This window comes from Pseudomonas sp. NPDC089395, assembly GCF_044749525.1.
Taxonomy (GTDB): Bacteria; Pseudomonadota; Gammaproteobacteria; order Pseudomonadales; family Pseudomonadaceae; genus Aquipseudomonas.
Genome location: NZ_JBIVID010000008.1, coordinates 150,538 through 173,694, shown reverse-complemented (window position 1 = coordinate 173,694; position 23,157 = coordinate 150,538). Strand labels below are relative to the sequence as shown.

Here is a 23,157-nt window from a genome sequence, read left to right as displayed (position 1 = left end):
GCGCCCTACCGCGCTTGCGGTCGAAAAGAGATCCCCATGAAAGACACCATTCGCCAGCTGATCCAGCAAGCCCTCACCCAACTCGTCACCGACGGTGTGCTGCCTGAAGGGCTGTCGCCGGCGATCCAGGTGGAAAACGCCCGGGACAAGACCCACGGCGACTTCGCCAGCAACATCGCCATGATGCTGGCCAAGCCGGCCGGCATGAAGCCGCGTGACCTGGCCGAAAAGCTGATCGATGCCCTGCCGGCCAGCGCCGACATCAGCAAGGTCGAAATCGCCGGCCCCGGCTTCCTGAACTTCTTCCAGAACACTGACGCCCTGGCCAACCGCCTCGACGCCGCCCTCGCCGACGCCCACCTGGGCGCACGCAAGGCCGGCCCTGCGCAAAAGGTGGTGATCGACATGTCGGCACCGAACCTGGCCAAGGAAATGCACGTCGGCCACCTGCGCTCGACCATCATCGGTGACAGCGTTGCCCGCGTACTGGAGTTCCTCGGTGACGAGGTCATCCGCCAGAACCACGTAGGCGACTGGGGTACCCAGTTCGGCATGCTGATGGCCTACTTGCAGGAAAATCCGATCACCAGCGACGAGCTGTCGGACCTGGAGAACTTCTACCGCGCCGCCAAGAAGCGCTTCGACGAGTCCGAAGAGTTCGCCACCCGTGCCCGCGGCCTGGTGGTCAAGCTGCAGGCCGGCGACCCGGATTGCATGGCGCTGTGGACACGCTTCAAGGACATCTCGCTGTCCCACTGCCAGAAGACCTACGAGCTGCTCAACGTCAAGCTGACCATGGCCGACGTGATGGGCGAGAGCGCCTACAACGACGACCTGGCCAACGTGATCAGCGACCTCAAGGCCAAGGGCCTGCTGGTCGAGGACCAGGGCGCCCAGTGCGTGTTCCTCGACGAGTTCAAGAACAGCGAAGGCGAGCCACTGCCGGTCATCGTGCAGAAGGCCGACGGCGGCTACCTGTACGCCACCACCGACCTGGCTGCCGTGCGTTATCGCAGCAACGTGCTCAAGGCCGACCGCGCCCTGTACTTCGTTGACCAGCGCCAGGCGCTGCACTTCAACCAGGTGTTCGAAGTGGCCCGCCGCGCAGGCTTCGTCGGCCACCCGATGCAGATGGAGCACATGGGCTTCGGCACCATGAACGGCGCCGACGGCCGCCCGTTCAAGACCCGTGACGGCGGCACCGTGAAGCTGATCGACCTGCTGACCGAAGCCAAGGACCGTGCCTACGCCCTGGTCAAGGAAAAGAACCCGAGCCTGGCCGAAGATGAATTGCGCCACATCGGTGAAGTGGTCGGTATCGGCGCGGTGAAATACGCCGACCTGTCCAAGCACCGCACCAGCGACTACAGCTTCAACTTCGAACTGATGCTCAACTTCGAAGGCAACACCGCGCCATACCTGCTGTACGCCTACACCCGCGTGGCCGGCGTGTTCCGCAAGCTGGGCAAGGGCTTCGACGAAGTCGAGGGCAGCATCGTCCTGCAAGCTCCGCACGAACAGGACCTGGCCGCACGCCTGGCGCAGTTCGGCGAAATCCTCAACAACGTGGCCGACAAGGGCACGCCGCACGTGCTGTGCAGCTACCTGTACGACCTGGCCGGCCTGTTCTCCAGCTTCTACGAGAACTGCCCGATCCTCGCCGCCGAAACGCCAGAGCAGCAACAGAGCCGTCTGCGCCTCGCTGCCCTGACCGGCCGTACCCTCAAGCAAGGTCTGGAACTGCTCGGCCTGGAAACCCTGGAGCGTATGTAAGTTGGCTGCCAAGAAAAAACCAGCACCCAAGCGCGGCGCCAGCCGCACCCAGGCACCGGCCAAACAGCCGATTCCCGGCTGGGTATGGTTGGCGGTCGGCCTGACCGTCGGCGCCTTCATCGTCTTCCTGATGAAGCTCGAGCCGGGTGGTGGCGACATCAAACGCGCCAAGCCCGAGCAACAGAAGCCGGAGAAGGTGGCCGAGGCTGGCAAGTCCACCGCTGCCACGCCGCAACAGCCGGTGAAGCCGAAGTACGACTTCTACACGCTGCTGCCGGAGTCCGAGGTCATCGTGCCGCCGGAGGCCGTACCCGAGAAGACACCACCGGTGCCGGCACAACCGGTGACCCCGGTCACCCCAGCGGAAGCCGCCAAGATTGATACGGCGCGCGCCCAGGCCGCCTTGTTGGGCCAGACGCCACCTCCGGCGCCGCCCGTGATCAAGCCGGCAGCGACCACGCAGTTCTTCCTCCAGGCGGGCTCGTTCCGCAAGCAGGCTGATGCCGACAAGGTGCGTGCACAGATCATCCTGCTGGGCCAGGCAGTCAAGGTCGAGTCGGGGACGGTCAAGGATGAAACCTGGTACCGCGTGCTGGTCGGCCCGTTCAGCAACCGTGAACAGCTGACCGGGGCGCAGAAGCAGCTGGCAGGGGCAGGTTTCAGCAACCTGCTGTTGCAACAGCGGCAAACCCGCCAGTAATGAAAAAGGCCTTGCCGCGTAATGCGACAAGGCCTTTTTTCTGCCTCAGCGACGCTCGGCGTTGACCTGGGAGACCTGGCCGTTCAGCGTCCAGAAGTCATACAGCACCCCCACCAGGAACAACCCGCCGGTGAAGAAGTAGAGGATCGCGCTGATCCATTTGCCCTGGTACAGCCGGTGTACGCCAAAGATGCCGAGGAAGGTCAACAGCAGCCAGGCGATGTTGTAGTCGATGCGCCCGGACTGGAAACGCATGTCGGCCTCGCGGTCCATCGACGGAATCAGGAACAGGTCGATCAACCAGCCGATGCCCAGCAGCCCCAACGTGAAGAACCAGATCGTGCCGGTGATGGGCTTGCCGTAGTAGAAGCGGTGTGAACCGGTAAAGCCGAAAATCCAGAGCAGGTACCCGATCACCTTGCTGTGGGTGTCGTGATACGGCGCTCCCTGTTGATAACTGTTCATTCGTAGCCCTCTTGGGTTATCTAAAAATTTTCTAAAAAAAAATGTGACTTTTCTGCTGCTGGCCGACGCATGGCACCATGACAATCGACCAACGGATCAAAAATTGATCAAAAAGCTGTTATAAAGTTGCCCGCCAACACACATAAAACATTCATAAAGAGCTTCATCTATGCCGCCTTTGTTCAAGACATGGCTGACCCTCTGCCTATTATTGCCCCTGGCCGCCCACGCCACCAATCGTGAGCAACGTCTTCCCAACGGTTTCACCGGTTACACCAGCAACACTTCGGTGAAGCACGCCCCGGTCAAACAGACGACGCTGCGCGCACGTCATAACGCTTCGGCCAAGGACCAGAGCCTGCCAGCCGTAGCCGCGATGTCGCCCAAGCAGAGCAGCGACGTGCTCAGCCGTGCCGTCAATGTGCTCGGCACGCCGTACGTATGGGGTGGCAGCAGCCCTAAAAGGGGCTTTGACTGCAGCGGGCTGGTCAAATACGCCTTCAACGACGTGGCTGACGTCGATTTGCCGCGCACTTCCAACGCCATGGCTCAAGGCCACGGCGTGAAAGTGGCGAAAAACGACCTCAAGCCAGGCGACTTGATTTTCTTCAATATCAAGAGCCGTCGGGTCAACCACGTTGCCATCTACCTGGGCAACGACCGCTTCATCCACGCACCGCGTCGCGGCAAGCGGGTGAGCATCGACAACCTGAGCAAGCCTTACTGGCAGAAGCACTATGTTGTCGCCAAGCGGGTGTTGCCGAAGGAACAGCAGCAACTGGCTCTGGCCAAGCGCTGATCTCACTGGCCCTATCGCCGGCAAGCCGGCGATAGGGCCAGAAGCCCTCATGCAGACTCGATCAACCCATTGATCTTCAGGCGATGCATCGCCCCCTCCATCGTCCGCATCCCCTCCGCCGCCCCCGTCTGCATCACCGAACACAACTGGGCCATGCGCCCCTCGCGAATCAGGTTGCGCACCGCCGCCGTGGCCACCAGCACCTCCCTTGCAGCCACCCGACCGCCGCCTGCCCGCTTGAGCAGTACCTGCGCCACTACCACGCGCAGCGACTCGGCCAACATCGCCCGCACCAAGGGCTTTTCCTCCGCGGCAAATACCTCCACCAGCCGGTCGATACTGCTCACCGCCGAGCGCGTATGCACCGTCGCCAGCACCAGATGCCCCGTCTCCGCGGCACGCAGTGCCAGACGAATCGTCTCCAGGTCTCGCAATTCGCCAATCACGATCACATCCGGGTCCTGACGCAGTGCACTGCGCAAGCCCTGGGAGAAGTCACGGCAGTGCCGGCCGATCTCCCGCTGGTTGACCAGGCTGCGCTGGCCGCTGTGGATAACTTCGACAGGGTCTTCCAGGGTGATGATGTGCAAGCAGCGCTCGCGATTGAGCTGATCGATCAGGGCCGCCAAGGTGCTGGATTTACCGCTACCAGTTGGCCCCCCGATCAGGATCAGGCCATCGGTATGCTGCGCAATAGCTCGATACACTTCTTCCAGCGCCAGTTCATCGAGTGTCGCGATGCGTTTGGGAATCAAGCGGAAGGTCGCTGCGGGGCCATTCAGCTGACGAAACAGGTTCAGACGAAAGCGCCCGAGTGACGGTAGCTCCAGGGCCAGGTCCAGTTCATCCCCCTGCTGCCACTGTTGCCGCTGGCCATCGCCAAGCAACGGCGCCAGGCCATCGTCAAGGGTCGCAGGCTGCACGCAAGGCAGATCCAGGCGTCGCAACTCGCCATCCAGGCGCAGCATCGGTATTTCGCCCGTGGCCAGGTGCAGGTCGCTCGCCCCTGCCTCCACAGCCCGGGCCAGCAGGTCGGTCACATCCATGAGACTCCCCAAAGGCCATCAAGCAGGTAGAATGCCGCAGAACCCAGAGCCGACGGCATCGATCCATGTCCACCATAGCAGACAACCTTTCCGCCCTCGCCGAGCGCATCGATAGCGCAGCCCGGGCCGTCGGACGCGACCCGGCCAGCATCCAGTTGCTGGCGGTGAGCAAGACCAAACCGGCCAGCGCCATCCGCGAAATCCATGCGGCGGGCGTGCGCGATGTGGGCGAGAACTACCTTCAGGAAGCGCTGAGCAAACAGGGCGAACTGCGCGACCTGCCCTTGATCTGGCACTTCATCGGCCCCATTCAGTCGAACAAGACCAAAGCGATTGCCGAACATTTCGACTGGGTACATTCCGTGGACCGCCTGAAGATCGCCCAACGCCTGTCCGAACAGCGCCCCGCAGGCTTGCCCCCGCTGAACATCTGCCTGCAGGTGAATGTCAGCGGCGAAGACAGCAAGTCGGGCTGTGCCCCGGCCGACCTGCCAGCACTGGCCAATGCCGTGGCTGCGCTGCCCAACCTGCGCCTGCGTGGGTTGATGGCGATCCCCGAGCCGACCGAAGACCGCGCGGAACAGGAGGCGGCCTTTGCCAGCCTGCGCCAGCTGCAGGAGCGCCTGGGCCTGGGCCTGGACACCTTGTCCATGGGCATGAGCCACGACCTCGAAGCGGCCATTGCGCAAGGTGCGACCTGGATACGCATCGGCACCGCCCTGTTCGGCGCACGCAGTTACCCTGCCAGCGACCCTGTCTGATTCCATGCTTTACTCACTCTTTCCCTCAAGGACCTGACATGAGCAAGACACGTATTGCCTTTATCGGCGCCGGCAACATGGCCGCCAGCCTGATCGGCGGTCTGCGTGCCCGAGGCCTGGACGCATCGCAGATCCGCGCCAGCGACCCGGGCGCCGACACCCGCGCCCGGGTGCAGGCCGAACATGGAATTGAAACCTTCGAAGACAATGCCAGCGCCATCGCCGATGCCGACGTGATCGTCCTGGCGGTCAAGCCACAGGTGATGAAAGCCGTCTGCCAGGCCTTGCAGCCCAAGCTGCAAGATGGCCAGCTGATCGTCTCCATTGCCGCCGGCATCACCTGCGCCAGCCTGCAAGCCTGGCTCGGTGCCCGCCCGGTGGTGCGCTGCATGCCCAACACCCCGGCCCTGCTGCGTCAGGGCGTCAGCGGCCTGTATGCAACGGCCGAAGTTTCCAGCGAGCAGCGCGAGCAGGCCGAACAGCTGCTTTCGGCTGTAGGCACTGCCCTGTGGCTGGAGCTGGAACAACAGCTCGATGCCGTCACCGCCGTTTCCGGCAGTGGCCCGGCCTATTTCTTCCTGCTGATCGAAGCCATGACCGCTGCCGGCGAAAAACTCGGCCTGCCGCGCGAAACCGCTTCGCAACTGACCCTGCAAACGGCCTTGGGCGCTGCACACATGGCAGTGGCCAGCGACGTCGACGCCGCCGAGCTGCGCCGCCGCGTCACCTCGCCTGCCGGTACCACCGAGGCGGCGATCAAGTCGTTCCAGGGCAACGCATTCGAGGCCATCGTCGAGCAGGCGCTGGAGGCTGCGGCCAAGCGTTCTGCCGAGCTGGCCGAGCAATTGGGCAAATAAGGAGTTCTTGATGAATGCACTGTCAGGCGCCGCGATCTTCGTGGTGCAAACCCTGGTCAGCCTGTACCTGGTGATCGTTCTGCTGCGCTTTGTACTGCAGCTGGTCAAAGCCAACTTCTACAACCCGCTGTGCCAGTTCGCCGTGCGCGCCACCCAGCCGCTGCTCAAGCCAATCCGCCGGATCATCCCCAGCGTCGGTGGCCTGGACACTTCGTCGCTGTTGCTGTCTGTCGTCATCCAGGCCCTGCTGATGGGCTTCGTGCTGATGGTGACCTACGGCACCTTTGGTGATGTTCTGCACCTGCTGATGTGGGCGATCATCGGCATCACCTCGCTGTTCCTGAAAATCTTCTGGGTCGCGATGATCGTCATGGTGATCGTCTCCTGGGTCGCGCCGAACAGCCACAACCCGGCAGCGGAACTGGCCTACCAGATCAGCGAACCGGTGCTGGCACCGTTCCGCCGCATCATGCCTAACCTGGGCGGCATGGACATCTCGCCGATCTTCGCCTTCTTGGCGATCCAGGTGATCCAATCCTTCGTCATGCCTCCGCTGGCCGCCTACGCCGGCATGCCACAGGAACTGTGGCGGATGATCTGACCCCGCGTGCACCTGGCGGCAAGCCATTGCTTGCCGCTGGGGGTAGCGCTCTTTAGACTTACGCCTCCGTCAAGCGTGAGCAGGGTCGATGTCCACTGTCCTTCCCGAAGATTCCGTCGGTCTGGTTACACCGCAAATTGCCCGGTTCGAAGAACCACTGGCCCTGGCTTGTGGCCGTTCCCTGGCCAGCTACGAGCTGGTCTACGAGACCTATGGCAGCCTGAACGCCAGCGCCAGCAATGCCATACTGATCTGCCATGCCCTGTCCGGCCACCACCATGCCGCGGGCTACCATGCCACCACCGACCGCAAGCCGGGCTGGTGGGACAGCTGCATCGGCCCTGGCAAACCGATCGACACCAACCGCTTCTTCGTGGTCAGCCTGAACAACCTCGGCGGCTGCAATGGCAGCACCGGCCCGAGCAGTGTCAACCCGGCCACCGGCAAGCCCTATGGCGCCGACTTCCCGGTACTGACCGTGGAAGACTGGGTGCACAGCCAAGTGCGCCTGGCCGACCGCCTGGGCATTCAGCAATGGGCCGCCGTGGTCGGTGGCAGCCTCGGTGGCATGCAGGCGCTGCAATGGACCATCACTTACCCTGACCGCGTACGCCATTGCGTCGACATCGCCTCGGCCCCCAAGTTGTCGGCACAGAACATCGCCTTCAACGAAGTGGCGCGCCAGGCCATCCTTACCGATCCGGAGTTCCATGGCGGCTCGTTCCAGGACCAGGGCGTGATTCCAAAGCGCGGCCTGATGCTGGCGCGCATGGTCGGCCACATCACTTACTTGTCCGACGATTCGATGGGCGAGAAATTCGGCCGTGAGCTCAAGAGCGACAAGCTCAACTACGACTTCCACAGCGTCGAGTTCCAGGTCGAGAGCTACCTGCGCTACCAGGGCGAAGAATTCTCCGGACGCTTCGACGCCAACACCTACCTGCTGATGACCAAGGCCCTGGACTATTTCGACCCGGCTGCGGCCCATGGCGGTGATCTGGCGGCCACCCTGGCCGACGTCACCGCCAACTACTGCATCATGTCGTTCACCACCGACTGGCGCTTCTCGCCGGCCCGCTCGCGCGAGATCGTCGACGCCCTGATGGCTGCGCGCAAGAACGTCTGTTATCTGGAGATCGACTCGCCTTATGGGCACGATGCCTTCCTGATCCCGACGCCTCGCTACATGCAGGGTTTCTCGAACTACATGAACCGCATCGCCATCTGAGGACAGCATGAGAGCCGATCTGGAAATCATCCACGACTGGATTCCCGCCGGCAGCCGGGTACTCGACCTGGGCTGCGGCAGTGGCGAGCTGCTGGCTTCGCTGCGCGATCGCAAGCAAGTCACCGGCTACGGCCTGGAAATTGACGCCGACAACATCGCCGCCTGCGTGGCCAAGGGCGTCAACGTCATCGAGCAAGACCTCGACAAGGGCTTGGGCAACTTCGCCAGCAACAGCTTCGACGTGGTGATCATGACCCAGGCCCTGCAGGCCGTAGAGTACCCCGACCGCATTCTCGACGAGATGCTGCGGGTGGGCCGTCAGTGCATCATCACCTTCCCCAACTTCGGCCACTGGCGCTGCCGTTGGTACCTGGCGACCAAAGGCCGCATGCCGGTGTCGGACTTCATGCCGTATACCTGGTACAACACGCCGAACATCCACTTCTGCACCTTCGCCGACTTCGAAGAGCTGTGTCATGAACGCCACGCCAAAGTGCTCGACCGCCTGGCCGTCGACCACTTGCACCGGAACGGGTGGGGTGGCCGGCTTTGGCCTAATCTTCTAGGTGAAATCGGCATTTATCGCGTCAGCAGCCCTGGCCTGCAGGAGCACCAGCTCGCGGTCTGACGCTCACCGGAGGAATCGCACCATGCGTCGTCTAGCCCTGTTCCTGATCAGCCTGTGCCTGGCCCTGCCAGTACTGGCTGCCGATGCCGCCAGGCCCGAGCGCAAGGAAGTGTTTGGCGACGTGACGGTGCACTACAGTGCCTTCACTTCAAGCATGCTCACGCCAGAGGTGGCAACGGCCACCGGCCTTGTCCGCAGCAAGAACCAGGGCGTGCTCAATATTGCCGTGCTCAAGGCCGACAAACCTGCGATGGCGGTGGTCAGCGGCACGGTCAAGGACCTGACCGGACGCAGCAGCCCACTGTCGTTCAAGCAAATCACCGAACAGGGCGCGGTGTATTACATCGCCCAGTTCAAGATCGACCAGCCAGAAACCGTCACCTTCGATCTGAATATCGAAACCGGCGGTACCAGCAATTCTCTCAGCTTCAACCAGGAAGTGTTCCCAGGCGAATGATGAATTTCCAGCAACTCGTATTGGCCAGCCATAACGCTGGCAAACTCAAGGAACTCCAGGCCATGCTCGGCCAGTCGGTGCAGTTGCGCTCGATCGGTGAGTTCAGTCAGGTCGAGCCTGAAGAAACCGGCTTGTCGTTCGTCGAGAACGCCATCCTCAAGGCCCGCAATGCGGCCCGCATTTCCGGCTTGCCGGCGCTGGCCGACGATTCGGGCCTGGCGGTGGATTTCCTAGGCGGCGCGCCAGGCATCTATTCGGCGCGCTATGCCGACGGCAAGGGTGACGCGGCAAACAATGCCAAGCTGCTCGAAGCGCTCAAGGATGTGCCGGAAGATCAGCGCGGCGCCCAGTTCGTCTGCGTCCTGGCCCTGGTGCGGCATGCCGATGATCCGTTGCCGATTCTCTGCGAAGGCCTGTGGCAAGGGCGCATCCTGTTCGAAGCCAGCGGTGAGCATGGCTTTGGTTACGACCCGCTGTTCTGGGTGCCGGAGCGCAACTGCTCGAGCGCCGACCTCGCCCCTTTGGATAAGAACCAGCTCAGCCACCGCGCCCGCGCCATGGCCCTGCTGCGTCAGCGTCTGGGCCTGGCATGATCGCAACGCTGTCCCAACCAGCCCCGGTGGCTTTCACCACGCTGCCGCCCCTGGCGCTGTATATCCACATTCCGTGGTGCGTGCGCAAATGCCCTTACTGCGACTTCAACTCCCACGCCGCCGGCCCTGAGCTGCCGGAAGAGGCCTATGTCGACGCGCTGCTGACCGACCTCGACCAGGAGCTGGCTGCCGCTCAGGGCCGGCCGATTTCGTCGATCTTCTTCGGCGGCGGCACGCCCAGCCTGTTCAGCGCCAATGCCTTGGGCCGCTTGCTGCGTGGCGTGGAGCAACGCATCCCGTTCGCCCCAGACATCGAGATCACGCTGGAAGCCAACCCAGGCACCTTCGAGCAGGAGAAATTCAAGGCCTACCGGCAAACGGGCATCAATCGCCTGTCCATCGGTGTGCAGAGTTTCCAGCCCGCCAAACTGCAGGCCCTGGGCCGCATCCACAATGGCGACGAAGCGGTCCGCGCAGCGGCCATGGCCCGCGCCGCCGGCTTCGACAACTTCAACATGGACCTGATGCACGGCCTGCCGGACCAGTCGCTGGAAGACGCCCTCGGCGACCTGCGCCAGGCCATCGACCTGGGGCCGACCCACCTGTCGTGGTACCAGCTGACCGTGGAACCGAACACGGTGTTCTGGAACCAGCCGCCGGAGCTTCCGGAAGACGACATTCTCTGGGACATCCAGGAAGCTGGCCAAACCCTGATGGCCGAGCATGGCTTCAAACAGTACGAAGTGTCGGCCTACGCCCAGCCCGGCCGCCCGGCACGGCACAACCTGAACTACTGGCAATTTGGCGATTTCATCGGCATTGGTGCCGGGGCCCACGGCAAGTTGACCTTCGCCGATGGCCGCATCCTGCGTACCTGGAAGACCCGCCTGCCGAAGGACTACTTGAACCTTGCCAAGCCCTTCAAGGCCGGCGAGAAGCTGCTACCGGTCGATGAATTGCCGTTCGAGTTCCTGATGAACGCGCTGCGCCTCACCGATGGCGTGGACGCCGAGCTGTTCACCCAACGTACCGGGTTGCCCCTGGCGCAACTGGCCGAGGCACGCCGCGCCGCCGAACAAAAGGGCCTTTTGCAGATCGAACCGGATCGATTGGTGGCCACCCCGCGCGGCCAGCTGTTCCTCAATGACTTGCTGCAGTATTTCTTGACCTAAGGATGACCCATGGATCTGGTACTTGATCTGCTGGCCACGGTTTCCCGCTGGAGCCGTAGCAACCTGTCGGAGATTTCCCTGGCCCTGGTAGGCTGCCTGCTGGTGCTGTTCGGCACCGATCTCAAGGCATGGGTGGAACAACGCCTGGGGGGCCTGGCAGGCGCCCTGCGTGTGCCGTTTATGGCGCTGCTGGTGATGATCGGCAGTGGTGCGGCGCTGATCTATGCCACGCCCTGGGTGGTGAAGGGGCTGAGCCAGTTCAACAACTATGCGTTGGCACCGGTGCTGTTGGTGGTGCTGGTGCTGATTGGCGTGGTGGCTGATCGGCGGGGGTGATGGTCCTAAAAGCTGCCCCGGAGAACCAGGGCAGCCCTACCACCTGACTAGCCCTTACTGGGCATCATCGAAGTGATCACGCATGAAATCCCTCGCGGTCTTGAGTACGAACAAGATCCGGATGAGCTTCCAAACGCGGCTCAGCGCATCAAGCAAACGCTTCATATGCCTTGGCCTCCTTGTTGGCGGGCCAATCTTCCAGCATCTAACCGGTTCTTCGATGCCTTCGAAAACTGTGTGAATGTTCTCGGTGAAGTGGCCAGGTTGATGGCCCTTCGAAATCAGCAACCGGCACGGTTCTCAGGCCATGTCGAAGGGGCCAGAAAGCAGAATTCTTCTCCTACCCGGCCCATCACCGAATTCATCCACACAGGAGCAACGCGATGATACTTGGGATGTACGGCCAAAGCTGTTAACCGCTCCGACACATATGATGCTGGATCTTTCAGATCATTGACGCACCCTGCGGGGCTGCCTATGATCCATTGACTGTGTGAGTGTTTTCGGTGAAGCCCCGAGCGAAGGATACTCAGTCCTATCGCTCACATAAAAAAACCGCTCTTCTCAGAGCGGTTTTTTTTGCCTGCAGTTCTGCAGAGACCAGCACATCCAAAGGCCAACTCAGCCTCTCAATCCTCCTTCTCGAACTTCAGATCCCAAACCCCATGCCCCAAGCGCTCACCACGGCGCTCGAACTTGGTGATCGGTCGCTCTTCGGGACGCGGCACATAAGCCCCATCCGCCGCCTGGTTACGGTAGCCCGGTGCAGCACTCATCACTTCCAGCATGTACTCGGCATACGGCTCCCAGTCGGTCGCCATGTGGAACACGCCACCCGGTTTGAGCTTGCGGCGTACCAGCTCGGCGAACTCGAGCTGCACGATGCGGCGCTTGTGATGGCGCGCCTTGTGCCAAGGGTCGGGGAAGAACAGCATCAAGCGATCGAGGCTGTTGTCGGCTACGCAGCGGTTGAGCACTTCGATAGCGTCGCAGTCATACACCCGCAGGTTCTTCAGGCCCTGGGTCAGCACGCCGTTGAGCAGTGCGCCAACTCCCGGACGGTGCACTTCCACACCGATGAAGTCCAGCTCCGGCGCGGCAGCGGCCATTTCCAGCAGGGAATGGCCCATGCCGAAACCGATCTCCAGGATGCGCGGCGCCGAACGGCCAAACACCTGGTCGTAGTCCACCGGGCTGTCGGCCAGCGGCAGGATGTACAGCGGGCCGCCCTGGTCCAGGCCGCGTTGCTGGCCTTCGGTCATGCGCCCGGCGCGCATCACGAAACTCTTGATGCGACGGTGGGGGCGCGCTTCGCCGTCAGGGGTGGTCGGCGTATCTTGCGGTTCAGTCATCGGGGGCTCTTACTTGATCAGACCATCCAGCGGCGAAGAGGCGCTGGCATAGAGTTTCTTCGGCATGCGCCCGGCCAGGTAGGCCATGCGGCCAGCCACGATGGCGTGCTTCATGGCCTCGGCCATCAGCACCGGCTGCTGGGCGTGAGCGATGGCCGAGTTCATCAGCACGGCTTCGCAGCCCATTTCCATGGCGATGGTGGCGTCGGAGGCGGTGCCTACACCGGCGTCCACCAGTACCGGCACCTTGGATTCTTCCAGGATGATCTGCAGGTTGTACGGGTTGCAGATACCCAGGCCGGTGCCGATCAGGCCGGCCAGCGGCATCACCGCGATGCAGCCGGCTTCGGCCAGCTGACGGGCAATGATCGGGTCATCGCTGGTGTAGACCATCACGTCGAAACCGTCCTTGACCAGCACTTCGGCGGCCTTGAGGGTTTCGATCACGTTGGGGAACAGGGTTTTCTGGTCGGCCAGGACTTCCAGCTTGACCAGGTTGTGGCCATCGAGCAGCTCACGGGCCAGGCGGCAGGTGCGCACGGCTTCGACCGCGTCATAACAGCCAGCAGTGTTCGGCAGGATGGTGTAGCGGTCCGGCGGCAACACGTCGAGCAGGTTCGGCTCGCCTGGGTTCTGGCCGAGGTTGGTGCGGCGCACGGCGACGGTGACGATTTCGGCACCCGAGGCCTCGATGGCCAGGCGGGTTTCTTCCATGTCACGGTACTTGCCGGTGCCGACCAGCAGGCGCGACTGGAAAGTACGCCCGGCCAGGGTGAAGGGCTTGTCGCTACGAACGTTGCTCATCGTTGTTCCTCGGGAAAAGGTTGCTGGGCTTGCAGGTGAATCGCCGGGACGGAATCAACCGCCACCGATGGCGTGGACCACTTCGACCTGGTCGCCTTCGTTCAGCTGCGTGCTGTCGTGCTGGCTACGCGGCACGATATCCAGGTTGAGTTCCACCGCCACCCGGCGCCCAGTCAGCTCCAGACGCGTCAGCAGGGCCGCGACGCTTTCGCCAGCGGGTACTTCGTAAGGTTCACCGTTCAGTTGAATGCGCATGCGCACGGCCACCATCGTTCTTTGGGGCCCGCATTCTAGCGCCGAACAACGCCTTTACCCAAGGGCGACGGGAGCCATTAGTCGCGATTGTGGACCGTTTGGTCAGCCCAGGCGCCAGGCCGCCAGGCCCAGGCACAGCCAACCGGCGAGCAAGCACAGGCCGCCAATGGGGGTGATGATGCCCAGCTTGCCCAGCCCGCTGAGGGTCAGCAGGTACAGGCTGCCGGAAAACAGCACGATGCCCAGGGCGAACAGGCCGCCGGCCCAGCCCACCAGACGCCCTGGCAAGTGCGCCGCCAGTACAGCCACACCGAAGATCGCCAGGGTATGCACCAACTGGTAGGTCACACCGGTGTGAAAGATTACCAGGTACTCCGCCGTCAGCCGGTTTTTCAGGCCGTGGGCGGCGAACGCGCCAAGGGCGACACCGGTAAAACCGAAAAAGGCGGCGAGCATCAGGAAGCTGCGAAGCATGGGACGACTCCTTGGATCGGGTCTGTATAATGGCCCCTTCCACCGGTCCGGCCAAGCCATCGCCATGCTTTCATCGATCATCCGCCGCTTCGCCCGCGCCCTGCTCTGGTTCGCTGCCGGCAGCATCGTACTGGTGCTGGTGTTTCGCTGGGTGCCGCCACCTGGCACGGCATTGATGGTCGAGCGCAAGGTGCAGTCGTGGGTAAGTGGCGAGCCAATCGACCTGCAGCGCGACTGGGAGCCTTGGGAGAATATCTCCGACGAGCTCAAGGTCGCGGTCATTGCCGGTGAAGACCAGAAATTCGCCACGCACTGGGGCTTCGATATCCCGGCCATCCAGGCGGCGCTGGCCTACAACGAACGCGGCCGCAGCATTCGCGGCGCCAGTACGCTGACCCAGCAGGTGGCCAAGAACCTGTTCCTGTGGTCCGGGCGCAGCTGGTTGCGCAAGGGGCTGGAGGCCTGGTTCACGGCGCTGATCGAACTGTTCTGGTCGAAGGAGCGCATCCTTGAGGTCTACCTGAACAGTGCGGAATGGGGCAAAGGGGTATTCGGTGCCCAGGCAGCGGCGCGTTACCACTTTGGAATCGATGCAAGCCGGCTGAATCGGCAACAGGCGGCACAACTGGCGGCCGTGCTGCCAAGCCCGATCAAGTGGAGTGCCAGCCGGCCGAGCGCCTATGTAGCGAGCCGCGCGGGCTGGATTCGCCGGCAGATGAGCCAGCTGGGCGGGCCTGGTTACCTGATGCAACTGGATGCTTCGCGCAGGCCTTGAGCTGATTTGCTGATTGTTCTGGCCCTATCGCCGGCAAAGCCCCTGCAAATAAAAAAGCCGCCAACCCTCATCAGGCCAGCGGCTTCTCAGTACAGCCAGGCAGCGGTCAGACCGCGATCAATGCCTTGACCTTGTTCATCGCATTCTTCTCCAGCTGGCGAATACGCTCAGCCGAAACACTGTACTTGTCCGCCAGCTCATGCAACGTTGCCTTTTCTTCCGCCAGCCAGCGCTGGTAGAGGATGTCACGGCTACGCTCATCCAGGCCCTGCAGTGCTTCATGCAGGTTGCTGGTGGAGTTGTCACTCCAGTCCGCGTCTTCCAGCTGCACGGCCGGGTCGTAACGGTGGTCTTCCAGGTAATGCGCAGGCGACTGGAAGGCGCTGTCATCGTCCGCTTCGGCTGCCGGGTCGAAGGCCATGTCCTGGCCACTCAGGCGGCTTTCCATCTCGCGCACTTCACGTGGCTCGACGCCAAGGCTTTCCGCCACGCGATGCACTTCGTCATTGTTCAACCAGGCCAGGCGTTTCTTCTGGCTGCGCAGGTTGAAGAACAGCTTGCGCTGGGCCTTGGTGGTGGCCACTTTGACGATACGCCAGTTGCGCAGGATGAACTCGTGAATCTCGGCCTTGATCCAGTGCACTGCGAAGGACACCAGGCGCACACCCATTTCCGGGTTGAAGCGCTTGACCGCTTTCATCAGGCCAACGTTGCCTTCCTGGATCAGGTCGGCCTGGGCCAGGCCGTAGCCTGCATAGCTACGGGCGATGTGTACGACGAAACGCAGGTGGGCCATCACCATTTGCCGAGCGGCCTCAAGATCCTGCTCATAGTAGAGACGCTCGGCCAGATCACGCTCCTGCTCGACAGTCAGCAGCGGGATGCTGTTGACCGTGTGCACATAGGCTTCCAGGTTCGCACCAGGTACCAGGGCATAGGCAGGTTGCAACGATGTGGTCATTCAAGAACCTCCGACTTACTAGACTCGCGCCTTGTGAGCGCTGCCAACATTGACCCGGAACGACGGTACAAGTTCCAAAATGAAAAAAATGTCAATGCTGGCACGAAAAAACTATCGTGGTGCCAACTCGTTCAAGTGTCGGGCCACCGCGATCCATGCACCGATATACCCCAACAGCACCGCCCCGATCAAGAGCGACAGACCATCGGATGCTGGCACTCCGCCCAGGGCGAAGTCGCTGTCATACAGCCCGGACAGCCCTACCACGGCCTCGTTCAGCCAGTTCAGGCCAAACGCCAGAATCCCCCAGGCCAGCATGCCCGCACCCAGGCCGTACAAGGCCCCCATGTACAGGAAAGGCCGGCGTACATAGCTGTCGGTGCCGCCTACCAGCTTGATCACTTCGATCTCGACGCGACGGTTTTCAATATGTAGACGAATTGTGTTACCGATTACTAACAGCAAGGCCGAAATCAGCATGACCGCCAGGCCGAACACGAACCGGTCGCCCAGTTTGAGAATCGCCGCCAGGCGCTCGACCCATACCAGGTCAAGCTGTGCATTCTCGACGCGCGGCAGCTCGGCCAGGCGTTGACGCAGCGCCTCGAGCGCCGGCTTGTCGACTTCGCTCGGGGTTACCACCACCACGCCGGGCAGCGGGTTGTCGGGGAGTTCGCGCAATGCCTCACCCAGCCCGGATTGCTGCTGGAATTCTTCGAGCGCCTGCTCGCGGCTGACGTACTGGGCATCTGCCACGCCCGGCATGCCTTTGATCTCGTCGCGCAGGGCCTCGCCTTCCTTGCTGCCCGCATCGAGCTTCAGGTACAGCGAGATTTGCGCCGCACGCTGCCAGGAGCCGCCGAGCTTCTCGACGTTCTTCAGCAGCAGCGACAGCCCCATGGGCATGCTCAAGGCTACCGCCATGACCAGGCAGGTGAAAAAGCTGCCGATCGGCTGCTTGCCCAGCCGGCGCAGGCTGTCGGCCAGGCTGGCACGGTGGCTTTCCAGCCAGGCATGCAACAGGGTCCGGAAGTCCGGGCCATCATCGTCATGTTCCCCGCGCTTGTTCTTCGCGGGCTGCGGGTCGGCAGGTTTCGGTGCGACCCGTTCGGAAACCTTCGGTGTACGTGCATTGCTCATTGCCCGGCCTCCCCATCGCCGATCAGACGGCCGCGCTGCAAGGTCAGCATGCGGTGGCGCATGCGCGCGATCAGTGCCAGGTCGTGGCTGGCAATCAAAACCGTGGTACCCAGGCGGTTGATGTCTTCGAACACGCCCATGATTTCCGCGGCCAGGCGCGGGTCAAGGTTACCGGTGGGTTCGTCAGCCAGCAGCAAGGCTGGCTGGTGGACGATGGCCCGGGCGATACCGACCCGCTGCTGCTGGCCGGTGGACAGGTCGGCCGGGAACAGGTCGCCTTTGTCGACCAGCGATACACGCTCCAGCGCCGAATCCACCCGCTTGGTGATCTCGGCCTTGGACAGGCCGAGAATCTGCAGCGGCAAGGCGATGTTGTTGAACACCGTGCGGTCGAACAGCAGCTGATGGTTCTGGAACACCACCCCGATCTGCCGGCGCAGGAACGGGATCTGTGCATTGCTGATCTGCCCCAGGTCCTGCCCCGCCAGCAGCAATTTACCGCTGGTCGGTCGTTCCATGGCCAGCAGCAGGCGCAGCAAGGTGCTCTTGCCGGCGCCGGAATGGCCGGTGACGAACAGGAATTCGCCCCGGCGCGCCCGGAAACTCAGCTCATGCAAGCCGACATGGCCGTTGGGATAGCGCTTGGCAACCTGTTCGAATCGGATCATGGGTGCTCTCGCTCGGCGAACAGAGCCTTGACGAACGGCTCGGCTTCAAAGGTGCGCAGGTCGTCGATCCCCTCACCGACACCGATGAAGCGGATCGGGATGTTGAACTGCTTGGCCAGGGCGAAGATCACCCCACCCTTGGCAGTACCGTCCAGCTTGGTCAGGGCCAGGCCGGTCAGTTCGACGCTCTGGTTGAAGTACTTGGCCTGGCTGATGGCGTTCTGTCCGGTACCGGCGTCGAGCACCAGCAACACCTCGTGCGGTGCCTCGGCATCGAGCTTGCCAATGACCCGACGGACCTTTTTCAGCTCTTCCATCAGGTTGTCCTTGGTGTGCAGGCGGCCGGCAGTGTCGGCAATCAGCACATCGACGCCACGGGCCTTGGCGGCTTGTACGGCGTCGAAGATCACCGAGGCGGAGTCGGCACCGGTGTGCTGGGCGATCACCGGGATCTGGTTGCGCTCGCCCCACACTTGCAGCTGCTCGACAGCGGCGGCACGGAAGGTGTCGCCCGCGGCCAGCATGACCTTCTTGCCTTCGAGCTGCAGTTTCTTGGCCAGCTTGCCGATGGTTGTGGTCTTGCCGGCGCCGTTCACGCCGACCACGAGGATCACGTAAGGCTTGTTCTGCGCTTCGACCTTCAGCGGCTGCTCGACCGGGCGCAGCAGCGCGGCCAGTTCTTCCTGCAGCGACTTGTACAGGGCGTCGGCATCGGCGAGCTGCTTGCGCGCGACCTTCTGGGTCAGGTTCTGGACGATGGCCGAGGTGGCTTCCACGCCGACATCAGCGGTCAGCAGGCGGGTTTCGATCTCGTCGAGCAGGTCGTCATCGATGACCTTCTTGCCAAGGAACAGGCTGGCCATGCCCTCGCCGATACTGGCGCTGGTCTTCGACAGGCCTTGCTTGAGGCGAGCGAAGAAGCCGGGCTTGGACTGCTCGGTGGCGGCAGGGGCAGCGACCACCGGAGCCGGCTCAGGCTCGATGACGGCTGGGGCCGCGACTACAGGCTCTACGACTGCCGGGGCCGCAGCTACGGTAGCGACGGGCTCTGGCGCCGGGCGCTCAGGAATCGCCGGAGGAGCCTTGGGCTCGAGGTCCGGGACCAGGGCGACAGGCTCTTCCGCAACAGGCAGGACCAGGTTGCTGACGGGCGGCTCAACTGGGCGAGCAACCGGGATTTCAGGGGCTGCAACCACCGGGGTCGGGCTTTCGACCTGTGCTGGGGCAGGCTCCGCATTCGCGGGCAAGCCCGCTTCCACAGGGGCCTGGTGTACAGGCTCAGGAATGTCGGCTGGCGCAGGAATAGTGACTGGCACAGGCTCAGGGGCCGCTATCGGCTCATACTGCACTGTGCGCGGCACCTCAGGAGCAGCAGGCGCAGCAGGGGCTTCGGCAGCCGCCGGCGCTGCCGGAGCGGCTTCAGGCAGCTCGACGGCGGGCTGCTCGGCTACCGGCTCGGCAGCTTGAGCTTCAGGCGTTTGTGGCTGTTCGGCGACAGGTTGCTGCGGCTTCTTGCGAAACCAGCTGAACAGGCCTTTTTTCTCGCCAGCCTCGGCCGGCGCTTTTTTGTCGTCGTTGGAACCAAACATGGAAGACGGCTATCTCAGGGTAGCGATGGGCCAGCAGTGGCGCATCGGGAATTCTCTAAACGCAGAACAGACTATTTTGAATCCGGCTGGTTCATGCGCAATGTTTTGTCTAAATGGGCCTAGGGCCAGAACGGCGACAGGCATGGTCGCCAGGCAACCGGATCAGTATCCTAGCACCTCCTGGCCCGCCGACGCTAAACCCTGCGGGCCGCCGAACAGGTTAAACACCTTATGAATGCTCTAGCCCGCCGCGCCGCTGGCCTGCTGCTCAGCACGCTCTGCCTGCCACTCATGGCTTTCGCCGCCGATGTGCAACCCACCCACGAGTTCATCCTCGACAACGGCCTCAAAGTGGTCGTGCGAGAGGATCACCGCGCGCCTGTGGTGGTTTCGCAGATCTGGTACAAGGTCGGCTCCAGCTACGAGACGCCGGGCCAGACCGGCTTGTCCCACGCGCTCGAGCACATGATGTTCAAGGGTAGCGCCAAGATCGGCCCCGGCGAGGCCTCGCGCATCCTGCGTGACCTTGGCGCGGAAGAGAACGCCTTTACCAGCGACGACTACACCGCCTACTACCAGGTCCTGGCCCGTGACCGCCTGCCAGTGGCCTTCGAGCTGGAGGCCGACCGCCTGGCCAGCCTGCGCCTGCCGGCTGACGAGTTCGCCCGGGAAATCGAAGTGATCAAGGAAGAGCGCCGCCTGCGCACCGACGATCAGCCCAGCTCGAAAGCCTTCGAGCTGTTCCGCGCCATGGCCTACCCGGCCAGTGGGTACCACACACCGACCATCGGCTGGATGGCTGACCTCGAACGGATGAAGGTCGAGGAGCTGCGCCACTGGTACGAGTCCTGGTACGCACCGAACAATGCCACCCTGGTGGTGGTCGGCGACGTCACCGCCGATGAGGTCAAGGGCCTGGCACAGAAGTACTTCGGCGCCATCCCCAAACGCAGCGTGCCGCCGGCCAAGCTGCCGCTCGAGCTTGCCGAACCGGGCTTGCGCCAGCTGAGCCTGCACGTGCGCACCCAGCTGCCGAGCCTGATCTACGGCTTCAACGTACCCGGCCTGGCCACTGCCAAGGACCCACGCACCGTGCACGCCCTGCGGCTGATCTCGGCGTTGCTCGACGGCGGTTACAGCGCCCGCCTGCCGGCACGCCTGGAACGTGGTCAAGAACTGGTGGCCGGCGCCTCGTCCAGCTACAACGCCTTTACCCGCGGCGACAGCCTGTTCCTGATCTCGGCCACGCCGAACGTGCAGAAGCAGAAAACCCTGGCCGATGTGGAAAAAGGCGTCTGGCAGCTGCTCGACGAACTCAAGACCACCCCGCCCAGCGCCGAAGAGCTGGAGCGCGTGCGCGCCCAGGTGATTGCCGGCCTGGTCTACGACCGTGACTCGATCAGCAGCCAGGCCACGACCATTGGCCAGCTGGAAACCGTTGGCCTGTCCTGGAAGTTGATCGACAGCGAGCTGGACGAACTCAAGCGCGTCACCCCCGAGGATATCCAGAACGCTGCACGCACCTACTTCACCCGCGAACGCCTGAGCGTTGCCCATGTACTGCCCGAGGAGTCCGCTCATGAGTGATCGCAGCGCACCACGTTACACCCTGATCGGCGCAGGCATCATCGCGCTGGTGGTGGCAGTGGCCGCCGTCCTGGCGCGCCCGGCTCACTCCGAGGCCGACAGTAGCGCCGCACGCTCGGCCAACACCCTGCAATCACTGGCCGAACTGGACGGCAAGGCACCGAGCCGGCGCCAGCTGAACATCCAGAACTGGACCACCGCCGAGGGCGCCCGGGTGCTGTTCGTCGAGGCCCGTGAGCTGCCGATGTTCGACCTGCGCGTGACCTTCGCCGCTGGCAGCAGCCAGGACGGCAAGACGCCCGGCCTGGCCAGCCTGACCAACGCCATGCTCAACGAGGGCGTGGCCGGCAAGGACGTGACTGCCATTGCCGAAGGCTTCGAGGGCCTCGGCGCGGACTTTGGCAACGGGTCCTACCGCGACATGGCCGTGGCCTCGCTGCGCAGCCTGAGCGCCAAGGACAAACGCGAGCCCGCGCTCAAGCTGTTCGCCGAAGTGGCCGGCCAGCCGACCTTCCCGGAAGACGCGCTCAAACGCATCAAGAACCAGCTGCTGGCCGGCTTCGAGTATGAAAAGCAGAACCCCGGCAAGATCGGCGGCAAGGCCCTGTTCGCCCAGCTCTACGGCGACCACCCCTACGGCCAGCCCAGCGATGGCACTGCCGAGAGCATCCCGGGCATCACCCTGGAACAACTGCGCGCCTTCCACGCCAAGGCTTATGCTGCCGGCAACGCCGTGATCGCCCTGGTCGGCGACCTCAGCCGCGAGGAAGCCGAAGCCGTTGCCGCCCAGGTATCCGCCGCCCTGCCGAAAGGCCCGGCACTGGCGGCACCGGCCCAACCGGTAGCGCCCAAGGCAGGCATCACCCACATCGACTTCCCGAGCAAGCAGACGCACCTGATGCTCGCCGAGCTCGGCATCGACCGCCAGGACCCGGACTGGCCAGCCCTGTCGCTGGGCAACCAGATTCTCGGCGGCGGCGCCTTCGGCACTCGCTTGATGAGCGAAGTACGGGAAAAGCGCGGCCTGACCTATGGCGTGTACTCGGTATTCAGCCCGATGCAGGTGCGCGGTCCGTTCATGATCAACCTGCAGACCCGTGCCGAGCTCAGCGAAGGCACGCTCAAGCTGGTTGAGGATATTCTTGCCGACTACCTGAAAAGCGGTCCGACCCAGCAAGAGCTGGACGACGCCAAGCGCGAACTGGCGGGCAGCTTCCCGCTGTCCAACGCCAGCAATGCGAGCATCGTCGCCCAACTGGGCGCCATCGGCTTCTACAACCTGCCGCTGACCTGGCTGGAAGACTTCATGCAGCAGTCCCAGGCGCTGACGGTCGAGCAGATCAAGACAGCCATGAACAAACACCTGGCAGCCGACAAGCTGGTGATCGTCACCGTTGGCCCAAGCGTGCAGCAGAAACCGCTGCCAGCCCCCACTGACAAACCTGCCGAGCAAGCGCTCGGCGTACCGGAGCACTAATGCCTAGATCCAACCCTCCCGCCCGCCCCCAATCGAGCCAAAGCAAGGGCCAGGGTCACCTGCGCATCATCGCCGGCGAATGGCGCAGCCGCCGTCTGGCGGTACCGGAAGGCGAAGGCCTGCGGCCAACGCCCGACCGCGTGCGCGAAACCCTGTTCAACTGGCTGGCGCCTCATATCGAAGGCGCCCGGGTGCTGGATGCCTTCACCGGCAGCGGCGCTCTGGTGCTCGAGGCATTGTCCCGCGGCGCCGAGGATGCCGTGGCGCTGGACAGCAACCCGGCAGCGATCGCTAGCCTGAAGAACAACCTGGAACTCCTGCGTTGCCCGCGCGGGCAGATCCTGCAGACCGACGCCCTACGCTACCTGCAAGGACCGGCCAAGCAGCAGTTCGACCTGGTGTTCCTCGACCCGCCGTTCCACCAGGACCTGCTGGCCAATGTCTGCAACCTGCTGGAGCAGAACCAGTGGCTGCGCGACCAGGCCTGGATCTACACCGAAAGCGAAGCGGCCCCTTCGACCCTGCAACTGCCGGGCAACTGGCGCCTGCACCGCGAGAAGAAGACCGGCCAGGTGCACTACGCACTGTGGCAACGGAGCTCAACCGACCAATAGCGCAGATACGGCGGTGAGGTTTCATGGCACTCTAGGCAGGCACAA

26 protein-coding genes are annotated in these 23,157 nt (G+C 63.2%); 16 read left to right on the top strand and 10 right to left on the bottom strand.

Going from position 1 to position 23,157, the window contains the following annotated elements; genetic code table 11:
• Positions 1 to 36 precede the first annotated feature (36 nt).
• Both argS and ACIPZG_RS18460 read left to right on the top strand, forming a co-directional pair.
• Entirely contained in the window at positions 37 to 1,773 is a 1,737-nt protein-coding gene (gene argS / locus ACIPZG_RS18465) for an arginine--tRNA ligase (protein ID WP_400715948.1), read from the top strand.
• A 1-nt stretch (position 1,774) separates the two neighbouring features.
• Complete coding sequence (locus ACIPZG_RS18460; RefSeq protein WP_008092993.1) at positions 1,775 to 2,473, top strand: SPOR domain-containing protein; 699 nt, start codon at positions 1,775 to 1,777, stop codon at positions 2,471 to 2,473.
• Positions 2,474 to 2,518: 45 nt separating this feature from the next.
• Here the strand turns inward: ACIPZG_RS18460 and ACIPZG_RS18455 are convergent, their stop codons facing one another.
• Complete coding sequence (locus ACIPZG_RS18455; protein WP_400715946.1) at positions 2,519 to 2,938, bottom strand: NINE protein; 420 nt, start codon at positions 2,936 to 2,938, stop codon at positions 2,519 to 2,521.
• Between the two features lie 169 nt (positions 2,939 to 3,107).
• On the opposite strand from ACIPZG_RS18455, the gene ACIPZG_RS18450 reads away from it, so the two are divergent.
• Positions 3,108 to 3,737 (top strand): C40 family peptidase, encoded by a 630-nt coding sequence (locus ACIPZG_RS18450; protein ID WP_400715944.1) that lies wholly within the window; start codon positions 3,108 to 3,110, stop codon positions 3,735 to 3,737.
• A 47-nt stretch (positions 3,738 to 3,784) separates the two neighbouring features.
• Here the strand turns inward: ACIPZG_RS18450 and ACIPZG_RS18445 are convergent, their stop codons facing one another.
• Positions 3,785 to 4,783 carry a type IV pilus twitching motility protein PilT gene (locus ACIPZG_RS18445; protein ID WP_400715942.1) on the bottom strand — a complete coding sequence of 333 codons (999 nt, stop codon included), beginning with the start codon at positions 4,781 to 4,783 and terminating at the stop codon, positions 3,785 to 3,787.
• A gap of 65 nt (positions 4,784 to 4,848) precedes the next feature.
• On the opposite strand from ACIPZG_RS18445, the gene ACIPZG_RS18440 reads away from it, so the two are divergent.
• The 9 genes from ACIPZG_RS18440 to ACIPZG_RS18400 all read left to right on the top strand — a co-directional run bounded on the left by ACIPZG_RS18440 (position 4,849) and on the right by ACIPZG_RS18400 (position 11,416).
• Entirely contained in the window at positions 4,849 to 5,544 is a 696-nt protein-coding gene (locus ACIPZG_RS18440) for a YggS family pyridoxal phosphate-dependent enzyme (RefSeq protein ID WP_400715940.1), read from the top strand.
• A gap of 38 nt (positions 5,545 to 5,582) precedes the next feature.
• A complete protein-coding gene (gene proC / locus ACIPZG_RS18435; RefSeq protein ID WP_400715938.1) occupies positions 5,583 to 6,401 on the top strand; it encodes a pyrroline-5-carboxylate reductase in 819 nt (272 codons plus the stop codon).
• A 10-nt stretch (positions 6,402 to 6,411) separates the two neighbouring features.
• Positions 6,412 to 7,002: a YggT family protein gene (locus ACIPZG_RS18430; protein ID WP_400715936.1), complete on the top strand. Its 591-nt coding sequence runs from the start codon at positions 6,412 to 6,414 to the stop codon at positions 7,000 to 7,002.
• A gap of 88 nt (positions 7,003 to 7,090) precedes the next feature.
• The gene (locus tag ACIPZG_RS18425; RefSeq protein ID WP_400715934.1) at positions 7,091 to 8,230 is read left to right on the top strand and encodes a homoserine O-acetyltransferase; all 1,140 of its coding nucleotides are present in this window, start codon (positions 7,091 to 7,093) and stop codon (positions 8,228 to 8,230) included.
• Between the two features lie 7 nt (positions 8,231 to 8,237).
• Positions 8,238 to 8,858, top strand: a complete 621-nt coding sequence (metW, locus tag ACIPZG_RS18420; protein ID WP_008092977.1) for a methionine biosynthesis protein MetW — start codon at positions 8,238 to 8,240, stop codon at positions 8,856 to 8,858.
• 22 nt (positions 8,859 to 8,880) lie between these two features.
• The gene (locus ACIPZG_RS18415) at positions 8,881 to 9,315 is read left to right on the top strand and encodes a DUF4426 domain-containing protein (RefSeq protein WP_008092975.1); all 435 of its coding nucleotides are present in this window, start codon (positions 8,881 to 8,883) and stop codon (positions 9,313 to 9,315) included.
• Positions 9,312 to 9,908, top strand: coding sequence for an RdgB/HAM1 family non-canonical purine NTP pyrophosphatase (rdgB, locus tag ACIPZG_RS18410; RefSeq protein WP_043273294.1), 597 nt, complete (start codon positions 9,312 to 9,314; stop codon positions 9,906 to 9,908). The genes ACIPZG_RS18415 and rdgB overlap by 4 nt, the downstream gene beginning before the upstream one ends.
• Positions 9,905 to 11,080, top strand: a complete 1,176-nt coding sequence (gene hemW, locus ACIPZG_RS18405; protein ID WP_400715932.1) for a radical SAM family heme chaperone HemW — start codon at positions 9,905 to 9,907, stop codon at positions 11,078 to 11,080. The genes rdgB and hemW overlap by 4 nt, the downstream gene beginning before the upstream one ends.
• 9 nt (positions 11,081 to 11,089) lie before the next feature.
• Positions 11,090 to 11,416 carry a DUF3392 family protein gene (locus tag ACIPZG_RS18400; RefSeq protein WP_008092971.1) on the top strand — a complete coding sequence of 109 codons (327 nt, stop codon included), beginning with the start codon at positions 11,090 to 11,092 and terminating at the stop codon, positions 11,414 to 11,416.
• A gap of 629 nt (positions 11,417 to 12,045) precedes the next feature.
• On the opposite strand, the gene trmB is transcribed toward ACIPZG_RS18400, so the two are convergent.
• From trmB to ACIPZG_RS18380, 4 genes are all read right to left on the bottom strand, one after another.
• On the bottom strand, positions 12,046 to 12,768 hold the full coding sequence (gene trmB / locus ACIPZG_RS18395) for a tRNA (guanosine(46)-N7)-methyltransferase TrmB (protein WP_400715930.1): 723 nt from the start codon (positions 12,766 to 12,768) through the stop codon (positions 12,046 to 12,048).
• A 9-nt stretch (positions 12,769 to 12,777) separates the two neighbouring features.
• Positions 12,778 to 13,572, bottom strand: coding sequence for a thiazole synthase (locus ACIPZG_RS18390; protein ID WP_008092966.1), 795 nt, complete (start codon positions 13,570 to 13,572; stop codon positions 12,778 to 12,780).
• 54 nt (positions 13,573 to 13,626) lie between these two features.
• A complete protein-coding gene (gene thiS, locus ACIPZG_RS18385; protein WP_008092964.1) occupies positions 13,627 to 13,827 on the bottom strand; it encodes a sulfur carrier protein ThiS in 201 nt (66 codons plus the stop codon).
• Positions 13,828 to 13,929: 102 nt separating this feature from the next.
• Positions 13,930 to 14,301 carry a DUF423 domain-containing protein gene (locus ACIPZG_RS18380; protein WP_400715928.1) on the bottom strand — a complete coding sequence of 124 codons (372 nt, stop codon included), beginning with the start codon at positions 14,299 to 14,301 and terminating at the stop codon, positions 13,930 to 13,932.
• 64 nt (positions 14,302 to 14,365) lie between these two features.
• Here ACIPZG_RS18380 and mtgA point away from each other — a divergent pair, with 64 nt between their 5' ends.
• Entirely contained in the window at positions 14,366 to 15,076 is a 711-nt protein-coding gene (mtgA, locus tag ACIPZG_RS18375) for a monofunctional biosynthetic peptidoglycan transglycosylase (protein WP_400715926.1), read from the top strand.
• A 106-nt stretch (positions 15,077 to 15,182) separates the two neighbouring features.
• Here mtgA and rpoH read toward each other — a convergent pair whose 3' ends face one another.
• From rpoH to ftsY, 4 genes are all read right to left on the bottom strand, one after another.
• Complete coding sequence (rpoH, locus tag ACIPZG_RS18370; protein ID WP_008092958.1) at positions 15,183 to 16,037, bottom strand: RNA polymerase sigma factor RpoH; 855 nt, start codon at positions 16,035 to 16,037, stop codon at positions 15,183 to 15,185.
• A 111-nt stretch (positions 16,038 to 16,148) separates the two neighbouring features.
• The gene (gene ftsX, locus ACIPZG_RS18365; RefSeq protein ID WP_008092956.1) at positions 16,149 to 17,177 is read right to left on the bottom strand and encodes a permease-like cell division protein FtsX; all 1,029 of its coding nucleotides are present in this window, start codon (positions 17,175 to 17,177) and stop codon (positions 16,149 to 16,151) included.
• Complete coding sequence (gene ftsE / locus ACIPZG_RS18360; protein WP_008092954.1) at positions 17,174 to 17,845, bottom strand: cell division ATP-binding protein FtsE; 672 nt, start codon at positions 17,843 to 17,845, stop codon at positions 17,174 to 17,176. The genes ftsX and ftsE overlap by 4 nt, the downstream gene beginning before the upstream one ends.
• Positions 17,842 to 19,434: a signal recognition particle-docking protein FtsY gene (gene ftsY, locus ACIPZG_RS18355; protein ID WP_400715924.1), complete on the bottom strand. Its 1,593-nt coding sequence runs from the start codon at positions 19,432 to 19,434 to the stop codon at positions 17,842 to 17,844. Before ftsY ends, ftsE begins: the two co-directional genes overlap by 4 nt.
• A 231-nt stretch (positions 19,435 to 19,665) precedes the next feature.
• Here ftsY and ACIPZG_RS18350 point away from each other — a divergent pair, with 231 nt between their 5' ends.
• The 3 genes from ACIPZG_RS18350 to rsmD are packed head-to-tail and all read left to right on the top strand — an operon-like array spanning position 19,666 to position 23,112.
• Positions 19,666 to 21,021, top strand: coding sequence for a pitrilysin family protein (locus tag ACIPZG_RS18350; protein ID WP_008092950.1), 1,356 nt, complete (start codon positions 19,666 to 19,668; stop codon positions 21,019 to 21,021).
• Positions 21,014 to 22,498, top strand: a complete 1,485-nt coding sequence (locus tag ACIPZG_RS18345; RefSeq protein ID WP_400715922.1) for a M16 family metallopeptidase — start codon at positions 21,014 to 21,016, stop codon at positions 22,496 to 22,498. The genes ACIPZG_RS18350 and ACIPZG_RS18345 overlap by 8 nt, the downstream gene beginning before the upstream one ends.
• Positions 22,498 to 23,112, top strand: a complete 615-nt coding sequence (rsmD, locus tag ACIPZG_RS18340; RefSeq protein ID WP_400715920.1) for a 16S rRNA (guanine(966)-N(2))-methyltransferase RsmD — start codon at positions 22,498 to 22,500, stop codon at positions 23,110 to 23,112. The genes ACIPZG_RS18345 and rsmD overlap by 1 nt, the downstream gene beginning before the upstream one ends.
• The last annotated feature ends 45 nt before the right edge of the window (positions 23,113 to 23,157 follow it).